Annotated in this window: 13 protein-coding genes and 1 pseudogene; all 14 read right to left on the reverse strand. The window is 42.3% G+C overall.

The genetic code is table 11. The features are described from left to right. A pseudogene (locus tag RDS42_RS07780) lies at positions 1-441 on the reverse strand (hypothetical protein); the annotation flags it as partial. 410 nt (positions 442-851) lie between these two features. Next, positions 852-1,364 (reverse strand): DUF4364 family protein, encoded by a 513-nt coding sequence (locus tag RDS42_RS07785; protein ID WP_308783149.1) that lies wholly within the window; start codon positions 1,362-1,364, stop codon positions 852-854. A 19-nt stretch (positions 1,365-1,383) separates the two neighbouring features. After that, positions 1,384-2,349: a TIGR01212 family radical SAM protein gene (locus RDS42_RS07790; protein WP_308783150.1), complete on the reverse strand. Its 966-nt coding sequence runs from the start codon at positions 2,347-2,349 to the stop codon at positions 1,384-1,386. Then, positions 2,349-3,014: a YesL family protein gene (locus RDS42_RS07795; RefSeq protein ID WP_308783151.1), complete on the reverse strand. Its 666-nt coding sequence runs from the start codon at positions 3,012-3,014 to the stop codon at positions 2,349-2,351. The genes RDS42_RS07790 and RDS42_RS07795 overlap by 1 nt, the downstream gene beginning before the upstream one ends. A gap of 73 nt (positions 3,015-3,087) precedes the next feature. Next, the gene (locus tag RDS42_RS07800; RefSeq protein ID WP_308783152.1) at positions 3,088-3,819 is read right to left on the reverse strand and encodes a polysaccharide deacetylase family protein; all 732 of its coding nucleotides are present in this window, start codon (positions 3,817-3,819) and stop codon (positions 3,088-3,090) included. 101 nt (positions 3,820-3,920) lie between these two features. Then, positions 3,921-4,547, reverse strand: coding sequence for a cytidylate kinase-like family protein (locus RDS42_RS07805; RefSeq protein ID WP_308783153.1), 627 nt, complete (start codon positions 4,545-4,547; stop codon positions 3,921-3,923). A 56-nt stretch (positions 4,548-4,603) separates the two neighbouring features. Then, positions 4,604-5,314: an ABC transporter ATP-binding protein gene (locus RDS42_RS07810; protein WP_308783154.1), complete on the reverse strand. Its 711-nt coding sequence runs from the start codon at positions 5,312-5,314 to the stop codon at positions 4,604-4,606. Between the two features lie 13 nt (positions 5,315-5,327). Continuing rightward, a complete protein-coding gene (locus RDS42_RS07815; RefSeq protein ID WP_308783155.1) occupies positions 5,328-6,086 on the reverse strand; it encodes an ABC transporter ATP-binding protein in 759 nt (252 codons plus the stop codon). Between the two features lie 2 nt (positions 6,087-6,088). Beyond that, positions 6,089-7,162 (reverse strand): branched-chain amino acid ABC transporter permease, encoded by a 1,074-nt coding sequence (locus tag RDS42_RS07820; protein ID WP_308783156.1) that lies wholly within the window; start codon positions 7,160-7,162, stop codon positions 6,089-6,091. Between the two features lie 10 nt (positions 7,163-7,172). Continuing rightward, positions 7,173-8,057, reverse strand: a complete 885-nt coding sequence (locus RDS42_RS07825) for a branched-chain amino acid ABC transporter permease (RefSeq protein ID WP_308783157.1) — start codon at positions 8,055-8,057, stop codon at positions 7,173-7,175. Positions 8,058-8,166: 109 nt separating this feature from the next. Beyond that, positions 8,167-9,327, reverse strand: coding sequence for an ABC transporter substrate-binding protein (locus RDS42_RS07830; protein ID WP_308783158.1), 1,161 nt, complete (start codon positions 9,325-9,327; stop codon positions 8,167-8,169). Positions 9,328-9,483: 156 nt separating this feature from the next. Beyond that, positions 9,484-9,840, reverse strand: a complete 357-nt coding sequence (gene rplT, locus RDS42_RS07835; protein WP_308783159.1) for a 50S ribosomal protein L20 — start codon at positions 9,838-9,840, stop codon at positions 9,484-9,486. A gap of 33 nt (positions 9,841-9,873) precedes the next feature. Next, positions 9,874-10,071, reverse strand: a complete 198-nt coding sequence (gene rpmI, locus RDS42_RS07840; protein ID WP_156353777.1) for a 50S ribosomal protein L35 — start codon at positions 10,069-10,071, stop codon at positions 9,874-9,876. Positions 10,072-10,154: 83 nt separating this feature from the next. Next, a complete protein-coding gene (gene infC, locus RDS42_RS07845) occupies positions 10,155-10,649 on the reverse strand; it encodes a translation initiation factor IF-3 (RefSeq protein WP_156353778.1) in 495 nt (164 codons plus the stop codon). Between the last annotated feature and the right edge of the window lie 286 nt (positions 10,650-10,935).

Raw genomic sequence — 10,935 nt, forward strand, 5'->3', positions numbered from 1 at the left:
GTAGATTATCTGGTCTTTTCCAAAAGGATCATATTCGGTGATTGTCAGCACAAAAAGATTGGGAAGGTTTCTAAAATCCCTTTCTCCGCTTCTTATGTAACGGCTGTCTATCTTTGCCTGATAAAAACGGTTATGTTTCGGAAAATATTTTTCCTTTCTCAGATGGGGTTCTACATCATAAACATTCAGCGAAGGAAGCGCATTTTTATCCTCCAGGGATTCTTTTACCTCTACATCCATGCGAATCCCCCGCATCTCCGGTGTACAGGGCACTATCGTCTTCTGTGCTGTTATCTGAATATCTCCCAGTTCTTTCTGAAGCAAAACTGAAAGCACAGTCCTGCAAAATTCCTTTCCCACTTCCTCGTCAGAAGCAGCTGCGCTGAACATAAAATCATCCAATACATTTAAGTCTTCAAGTTTCCGTTTCTTATAAGTCATAATTTCTCCCTTTCCGGCCGTCCGGAAAAGGACATACTCCTTCGGTACGTTTTCCCGGCTCAGCCAACATAAAATTTACAGTCATGTGAAAATGTCGGCGATATGCCCGAATTACGTCCTCCAGAATCTGCAGAAATGCAGAGGACTTATGATCATTGTCACAAAAGCTTCAATAGTACAAGCTATTCTTATGTGATGATAATAGCGCAGGTTTTTTCAGATGTCAATCGATTCCAAAGAAAAGATGCAAGAATATTTCGACAAAATTCGACAAATTGCTCTGTTCAAAGCTTTCTTATTTAAAATAGTTTTATTTGGAACTTTTTAAAAAAGCTCTTTCTCAGAGTAATTTTATTTCTGAGAAAGAGCTTCAAAAATGTTATTTGTTTTTTCTAACACAGGAAGAAAAATCAGATCAGCTCTCCCATAAGCGAAGTATAAATATCCTGGCACTTCTGAGGCCAGTTTCTGCTGATTGCCCGGGCAGCTTCTTTATTTGGCGCTGCAAGAGTCAGATCCATGATCGTCATGTCTTTTTCGATCAGCTGACATCGGACTGCATATCCTCCCTGGGGTGTAGTGTAATAATCTGCCGGCATAAGGATCCGATCCGGGATCCGGCATCCATAATCTTTCAGAAACTCGTCTATTTCCTTTTTAATATCGGAAGACAGATCCTGTTCGAAATAAGACAGCGTATCCCTTCCTTCCTCCGTCAATTCATAGTGGGAGCTGTTGGATACTGTCCGTCGTTTCAAAAGCCCGGTTTCTACCAGTTCCGACAACACCTGCTGAAGATGAAGATAATCTGTATATTCACGGTCAAGTATGAATTCTGATATTTGAGAATTTGTAAGTTCCTGCCTGCAATTCTGCGCCATGTATAGTACGATAAGTTTATAAATTGTAAATGGTTCAGCCATTTTATCACCTCTTTCTCAATTACAGAGAAGTACCAAGCTGTTTTCCCTGCCAGGTGTCCCGTTCTTTCATTCTGTGATGGAGCATATTCAGGACTTCTCTTTTCCTTCCGGCCCACAAAGGCGCCAAAAGCAGTTCCTTTGGTCCATCCCCTGTGATCCTGTGTATCACAATCTCCGGATCCAGGTTTTCCAGACAATCAATCACCAGATCCAGGTACTCTTCTCTTTCATACACAGAGAACTTCCCTGCAAGATAATCATATGCCAGATCAGTTCCTTTCAGAACATGAAGGAGCTGCAGTTTGATCCCCTGAATATTTTTTTCATTCAGATAATGCATAGTTTCAAGAATATCCAGGCGGCTTTCCCCCGGAAGTCCCAGGATCGTATGAACGATCACTTCCAGTTTCCGGCAATGCAATTCCTTTACTGCCTGGTCAAAGCATTCCAGCCTGTATCCTCTCCTGATATACTGAGCTGTCTTTTCGTGAATTGTCTGCAGTCCCAGTTCTACCCATACCGGCTTCACCTGATTCAGTTCTTCCAGAAGTGCCAGCACATCACTACCCAGGCAATCCGGTCTGGTGCCTATAGACAACGCTGCAATCTTTGGATGAACTATGGCCTCTGTAAAAATCTTTCTTAAATATTCTACCGGAGCATATGTATTCGTATATGCCTGAAAATATGCAATGTATTTCTTTATCGGACGTTTTCCTGACAGCACTGAGATCTGACTTTCAATCTGATCGGTAACCGAAAGAGCTGCATCTGCGGCAAAATCTCCGCTTCCTCCTTCACTGCAGAAAATACATCCCCTTTTTCCCAGCGTACCGTCTCTGTTTGGACAGGACATTCCTCCATTTAAAGTTACTTTATATACCTTTTCTCCAAAACGCTCCCTGAGCATATAGTCCAGGGAGCGATAAGGTTTCCCGTTCCAGCTTTTATGCTGTTCCCGGTTTTCTCTGTTCTGTTCAGTCATCAGGATATTACCTCTGTTCCCTCTGAAGCATCTGCTTCCTCCGGAATATATTTATCAAAAATCCTAACAAAAAAATGTGAATTACAGTATGCTGCAAGCGCCGGTCCAATAAGAATAAGTACAAGGATCAGGAACATCTGCACCTGAAAAGATGGAATAAAAAGGATCAGAAGCGGACTTGCACAAACAGCAAGCATCAAAAACGTATAAGGTAAATGACGGATTCCCATTAAAAGTGCGTTCTTAAACGTATTCTTAATAGAATTATAAAACTTCGCCAGCACCGGATACAGATACAGCAAAATGATCAAATAAATCATTGTAAACAATGCAAATATCATTGCCAGAATTTTTCCCACCGGATCTGCCATGGCTTTGGTAATGCGGGTATCCAGATAAAGAAGCGCCGCTGCTGCCAGCATGATCAGATTTATCACTGTTGCCTGTCTGAAGTTCTGTTTAAAGGACTTAAAAAAGCTCCGGAAAATATAGGATTCTTCATTTCTTACCATTTTCATGGTCACATAATAAAGTGCTGTCAAAGACGCCCCCGCAGTGACTACCGGAAGACAGCAGATAATACATAGAATATTCAACATACAAAGATCTGCCAGTCTTCCCATAAAAACAAAGAATTTATTATCCATATTAAAAAAACGACCCATAATACATCTCCTTTATGTACTTCTTTCTCTTGTCCAGTAACAGTATATCTAAAAAAGACAGAAAAAGCAAGCATCACGGCAGAATAAGACGGTCAACTGTTACAAATCTGCAGCCTTCCTCTGTAAGCTCATCTACAATTTTCAGGGCAGCCTCTACAGTTGCCGCATACTCGTCATGCATCAGAAGAATCGATCCGTTCTTTACATTTTCTCTGACTATCCGGATTATAGAATCTACATTTTGTGTTTTCCAGTCAAGGGTGTCTATATTCCAAAAAACCGGTATCATCTCTACCTGAAGTTCCATTTCCTTATTCCATGCCCCATAAGGAGGTCTCATATAAACAGGGTATTCTCCTGTAATCTCATAAATCCTGTTATTTGTTCGTAGAATCTCCTCTTTTGCCTGTTTTTCCGGAATTCTGTCAAGCTGTACATGGTGAAACGTATGATTTCCGATCAGATGCCCTTCTCTGTGCATTCTTTTTACAAGCGCTTCATTTCCCTCAAGACTTTTTCCCAGAAGAAAAAAAGAAGCTTTTACATTTCTTTTCTTTAAACCGTCCAGAAGCTCTGCTGTATATTTTTTACTTGGTCCGTCATCAAATGTCAAAGCCACGAGAGGAGAATCCAGGGTATCCTGCACCAGCTTCAGCATCCCCTCTCCTGCTATCACGCGGGCAGCTGTATCCACACTCTCCCGCAGTCCTTTTTTATGTATCCACCCCAGGGATGAAAATATCAACAGAAGAATCAATGTCCATACAGCAATATCTTTACAGTACGGTCTGTGCGTTTTTTTCATAAACCGCTCCTGCAGTTTTCTTCTCTGGACAGTATATGCACCACATAATAAAAAATACCGAAGTCTCCTTATTTGGAACCCCCGGTATTTTTTTAAACTGTTTATTTACCAAACATAATCTTAAGCTGTGCTTCAATAGCTTCTACACATTTTTCGAATCCAAGCTTTCCGCTGTTCAGACAGAGATCATAATTTGTGGCATCATTCCACGTACCACCGGTAAATCTGCGGTAATACTCCTGTTTTCTTTTATCATCTTTCAAAAGAAATTTTTCTATATCCTCTCTGGATCCGGAAATCTTCTCAGCTGCCTGCTCTACTCGAAATTCCCAGGGTGCATGGATAAATACACGAAGGGTATTCGGGCGGTCTCTCATAACATAATTGACACAGCGTCCTACGATCACATAAGATTCCTTTTCCGCAAGATCATTTACGACCTTTGCCTGATAGCTGAAAATATTCTCATCGGAAATAAACTCTTTACTGTCCGGCTGATGAAGCTTTCCTCTGTATATGGTATTTTTGGAAAACAAAGACGGCTTTACACTGTCTCCTCCTTCTACCTTTCCAAAAAGCTTCAGATCAATTCCGCTTTCGTCAGAAGCCATACGGATGATCTCTTTGTCATAAAAAGAAATTCCCAGCTTCTCTGAAAGCATTTTTCCTACAGTACGGCCGCCGCTTCCATACTGCCTTGCAATGGAAATCACAATATTTTCATCCATTTTCTTTCCTCCTTGCATGATCCCCGGCAAATCCCCCGGATCTGCCCTGCTGTCTTTTATTCTCCCAGATATGCTTTCTGGACAGCCTCATTATGAAGAAGATCCTCAGCTTTGCCTTCCAGAGTGATATTTCCTGTTTCCAGTACATATGCCCTGTCTGCAATAGAAAGGGCTTTCTTTGCATTCTGCTCTACCAGAAGAACTGTGGTACCGCCTTCACTTACATCCTTAATGATATTAAAAATCTCATTTACAAAAATTGGCGAAAGTCCCATAGAAGGCTCGTCCATTAAGATAATCCTGGGTTTACTCATCAGGGCGCGTCCCATGGCAAGCATCTGCTGCTCTCCGCCTGAAAGAGTTCCTGAACGCTGTCCCTGCCGTTCTTTCAGCCTTGGAAATCTCTTGTATACCATTTCAAGACTTTCTGCAATTTCATTTTTGTCTTTACGTGTATATGCACCCATAAGAAGATTTTCATATACAGTCATATCCGAAAACACGCGTCTTCCTTCCGGGACATGAGCCATCCCCATTTCTACAATCTTATGGGCAGGCACCTTTGTCAGGTCTTTGCCCTCAAACATGATACTTCCGGATTTTGCCTGAAGGATTCCTGTAAGTGTCTGGAGTGTAGTTGTCTTTCCGGCGCCGTTGGCACCGATCAAAGCAATGACCTCTCCCTGGTTTACCTCAAAGGAAATCCCCTTCAGAGCCTGGATCACACCATAATATACCTGAAGATCCTTTACTTCCAGCATTGCCATAACTGATTTCCTCCTATTCTCCCAGATATGCTGTAATAACCTGTGGGTTATTCAGTACCTCTGAAGTTTCCCCCTGTGTCAGAACCTGACCAAAATTCAGCACAGTAAGCTTTTCACAGATACCGCCTACCAGTTTCATATCATGTTCTATCAGAAGTGTCGTCATATGGAAATGTTCCTGTACAAAACGGATAGTGTCCATCAGTTCCTGTGTTTCATTTGGATTCATTCCTGCAGCCGGCTCATCCAGAAGGAGAAGCTTAGGCTCTGTTGCCAATGCACGGGCTATCTCCAGTTTACGCTGTTTTCCATAAGGAAGATTTCCGGCAAGAAGATCCGCTTCCTTATCCAGATCAAAGACTTTCAAAATTTCCATAGCCTTTTCGTTCATTTCTTTTTCTACTTTAAAATATTTTGGCAGTCTTAAAACACCAGTGAGAACAGAGTACTGATAATGATTATGAAGCCCTGCTTTTACATTATCCAGAACAGGCATATCTTTAAACAAACGGATATTCTGGAAAGTACGGGCAATTCCCGCTTTGTTGATCTCAATGGTACTTTTTCCTGTGATATCCTGGCCATCCAGCCGGATAATCCCCTCTGTAGGCTTATATACGCCTGTCAAAAGATTGAATACCGTAGTCTTGCCGGCACCGTTAGGACCGATCAGACCGTAAAGTTCTCCCTTTTCAATATTTAAATGAAAGCCGTCAACCGCCCGAAGACCGCCGAACTGAATTGACAGATGATTTACTTCCAGCATTGCCATAGTCAAGCTGCCTCCTTGTTCATTTTTCCGCCTTTAAATTTCTCTACCATACGGCTTCTCCAGTTTCTTGCTGCCGGAGCCCAGTTAAAGAGCATCATCACGATCAACACGACCGCATAGATCAGCATACGGTAATTTGCAAATCCTCGAAGCAGTTCCGGAAGAGCATAAAGGATAATCGCTGCGATCATAGAACCTCTCAGGTTTCCGATGCCACCCAGAACCACATACACAAGAATCAGAATAGACATATTATAATCGAATACCGATACTTTCAGCATAGACAGATTATGGGAATAAAGCACGCCTGCCACGCCTGCCAGAGCTGCTGAAACCGTAAATGCAAGAAGCTTATATTTTGTTACATCGATGCCTATGGATTCTGCAGCGATCCTGTTGTCTCTTGTGGACATAATGGCACGTCCGCTTCTGGAATGCACCAGATTCTGTACAATAAACAAAGTGAGCAATACAAGGATCACGCCAATCAGGAAAAAGTGCTCCTTAATATCCTTATAAAGAGCCGACGTACCGGAAATACCAAGCGCTCCCTTCAGGATCTTTTTTCCTCCGGCAACAAGTTTAAAGCCAGCAGAAGTAGTTGCCACATGAATGCCGTTTTCGTCCACGCCAACATAAAGAATGTTGATCAGATTTTTAATGATCTCGCCAAAAGCAAGAGTAACAATCGCAAGATAATCTCCGCGGAGTCTTAATACCGGAATACCGATCAGAACACCAAAAATCCCTGCCACAGCTGCCCCCACCAAAATGGCAAGGATAAATCTTGGAACCGACGGAAGGGCATCTGCTGTCATATGTGAAAACAATGCGCTGGAATATGCGCCCACACACATAAAGCCTGCATGTCCAAGGCTCAGTTCTCCGGAAAATCCCACAACAAGGTTCAGGGATACTGCCGCGATCGTATAAACGCAGAGAGGAACCAGAAGTCCTGTAAGAAGTCTGGAAAGATTTCCTGTGGAGGAAAGGATCTGAACCACTGCAAACAAAAGGATCACGATCCCATATGTTATAAAATTGTTTTTTGTTGTCTTATTCATCTTATTTTTCATATGATCCACCTTACACTTTCTCCTGAATGTTTTTGCCAAACAATCCGGTAGGCTTCACCAGGAGCACAATGATCAGAACTGCAAATACAATGGCATCTGCTACTTGAGAAGAAATGTAGGCTTTTCCAAAAATTTCGATCACACCAAGAAGGATTCCTCCCACCATGGCTCCCGGAATAGATCCGATACCTCCGAATACTGCTGCAACAAAAGCCTTGATTCCAGGCATGGCTCCTGTATACGGAGTCAGTGTAGGATAAGCAGAGCAAAGCAGAAGTCCGGCAATGGCCGCAAGTCCGGAACCAATGGCAAAGGTCAGGGAAATTGTTGCATTTACATTTACTCCCATCAGCTGAGCTGCATCGCGGTCCTCAGAAACCGCCTGCATAGCACGCCCCGGTTTTGTTTTTCGCACAAAAAACGTAAGAGCCGCCATAATGATCACACTTACAACAATTGTCACAATTGTGATTCCCTTGATCACAAGCTGTCCTCCGAAAAGAGAAAGAGAAGGAACATCAATGACTGTTACAAAGCTTTTGGCATCCGCACCAAAAATAAGCAGGGCAAGATTCTGAAGAAGATAACTGACGCCAATAGCCGTGATCAGCACTGCAAGGTTGGACGATGCCTTTCTCAGAGGGCGATATGCAACTTTTTCAATCACAATGCCCAGTACCGTACAGAATACAATGGAAATCACAACAGCCAGAACCGGAGACATACCTCCTTTTGTAATAGCTGTAAGGATTACAAAAGCGCCGACCATGATAACATCTCCATGAGCAAAATTCAGCATTTTTGCAATACCATACACCATTGTATAACCCAGAGCAATGATCGCATAGATACTGCCCAGGCTGATTCCATCTTTTAAATAAGATATAAAACTCATAGTGCACCTCTTATCATAAAGTTAATAAAAAGGAACGGCGGACGGTCACACTGCAAGGCAACCGTCCCCGTCCTTATGACTATCAATGATCAAATCAGCGGTTCACTGATTATTCCATTTCTTTGTAAGCACCATTTTCGATCACAAATGCTTTCGGCTCTTTATCGCACTCGCCTTCCTCTGTCCATTTTGCTTTTCCTGTAAGTCCGTCAAGCTCTGTGCTAAGCATTGCTTCGCTCATTGCCGCACTGATATCTTCGTTTGCCATATCCGGAGTGATCTCTGCTGCCTCTGCTGCGGCTTTCATTGCATAGATAACATCATAAGCATCTGCTGCAAACTGGTTCGGTGTTTCTCCGCCTGAAATCTCATTATAAGATTTTACAAATGCCTGGCTTGCTTCATCTTCTGCTGTTGCAGAGAAAGGAGTCAGAAGCATAACACCTTCTGCAAGAGAAGTATCAAAATTCTCTACGTTAAGAATACCGTCCATGCCGTCAACACCAAAGAACTTAATGTCCATGCCTGCCTCTGATGCCTGCTGAAGGATCAATGCATTGTCGGAATAGTAGTTTGGAAGGAAAAGAAGCTCTGCGCCGCTGTCAGCAATCTTCTTAAGCTGTACAGAATAATCTGTATTATTATCTGTTGTATAAGCCTCGTCTGCAACTACTTCCAGACCGTTTTCCTCTGCTGCTTCTACAAAAGAATCATGCACGCCGGAATTGTAGTCTGCCATGGAATCATACAGAACAGCCACCTTAGTTGCAAGCTTATGCTCTCCGATATACTGTGCAGATTTTGCGCCCTGTGCCGGGTCTGTAAAGCACATACGGAATTCGTTGGAGCCTGATGTGATAGAATCAACCGCTGTAGCAGATGGAGTAAACAGGAAAGTGCTCTCTGCTGCCTCTGCACCTACTGCAATGCAGGAACCGGAAGTAACTGCACCGCAAAGCATCTGCATTCCCTTATCAAGCAGATCATTGTATGCATTTACTGCTTTTTCCGGATCTCCCATATCATCTCCTGCTGCCAGAAGTTCTACCTGATATCCATTAAATCCACCATTCTCATTTATTTCATTAATAGCAATCTGAGCTGCATTATAGACGTTTGTACCATACTGTGCATAATCGCCCGTCATCGGTCCGATTACGCCAATCTTAAATGTTTCATCACCTTCTGCAAAAACAGATACCGGCATAGCCATTGTTGCCGCCACAGCAACTGCTGCTGTTACGCTCAGAGCTTTTTTCCAGTTTTTCATAATAAATCTCCTCCTTTTTTCACTTTCATTCGCTAATACTTTAATGTTTTGATTATAGCATTAGAATTTTATGATTGCAAGTGCAAATTTATAAAAAAATCACATACCCAATATTGGATATGTGATCTTTTGACAGGGAATCCCTGATGTTTTTATTTATGCTACAGCCTTTTTAGCGATCTCTGCAAGTGCTGTAAATCCAGCTGCATCATTAACTGCCATCTCAGCAAGCATCTTTCTGTTGATGTCGATGTTTGCAACTTTAAGACCATGCATCATTTTGCTGTAGGAAAGTCCGTTCATTCTTGCAGCAGCGTTGATACGTGCGATCCAGAGCTGTCTGAACTGACGTTTTTTCTGCTTTCTTCCTGCATAGGAGCTTGCAAGTGCTCTCATTACAGACTGTTTAGCGATTCTATACTGTTTGGAACGAGCTCCTCTGTAGCCCTTTGCCAGTTTTAATGTACGGTTATGTCTTTTCTTTGCGTTTAATCCGCCTTTAATTCTTGCCATTTCTTAATTTCCTCCTGTTCGTCTTCTTACTTCTTATAAATAAGGCAGTGCTTTCCTGATGTTTTTCAGGTTTGTAGAATCAACAACAGTGGCCTTTCTCAGATTTCTCTTTCTCTTCTGAGATTTCTTTGTTAAGATATGGCTCTTATAAGCTTTGTTTCTCATGATTTTTCCGGTACCTGTTTTTTTGAAGCGTTTTGCTGCTGCTCTACATGTTTTAATCTTAGGCATTTTTATTTCCTCCTTGATTCGTTGGTTCTGTTTTATTTCACATTACTGTTATATGCGCCCTGCAGCACATCCTCAGTAACTGCTTAACGTTTTTCACTGAGAAACATTGTCATGCTTCTCCCTTCGATCTTCGGGGCTTTTTCTACTACTGCAATATCTGTAAGAAGCTCCGCAAAATCATCCAGCACATGTCTGCTGCTTGCCATATGGGCCATTTCTCTTCCTCTGAAACGCAGAGTGACTTTTACGCGGTCACCTTTGCTGAGGAATTTCCTTGCAGCGTTTACCTTTGTCTTTAAGTCATTCGTATCAATATTAGGAGAGAGACGTACCTCTTTAATGTCGATGGTTTTCTGTTTTTTCTTTGCTTCCTTTTCTTTACGGGAAAGCTCGTAACGGTATTTGCCATAATCAATGATCTTGCACACCGGCGGTTTCGCCTGCGGTGCGATCTTTACCAGATCAAGTCCTGCCTCCTGTGCCTTGAACATAGCTTCTCTGGCAGACATGATTCCAAGCTGAGCTCCGTCTGCTCCGATCAGACGTACTTCTTTGTCTCTGATTTGTTCGTTAATCATTAAATTGCTAATTGTCGTACACCTCCATACCTGTAATGATATACCCTGACTTTTTTACTATATGAAAAAAAGTGCGGACAAAATCCACACTCACTTATATCCTCTTTCATATTCTGTGATTCCGAATATGACGCATTCTCAAAACCGCGGTTCAACCAGCAGTTAGATGCCGAGACATATAAACCCGAGACACATCTGATGTGCTAAGGTGAGAGTGAACTCTGCTTTGTTTTCTTCACGTACTGGTTAAATATATCATATGCTTTTCTTAAAGTCAAGTATTTTT

This window comes from uncultured Blautia sp., assembly GCF_902497045.1.
Lineage (GTDB): Bacteria > Bacillota > Clostridia > Lachnospirales > Lachnospiraceae > Blautia_A.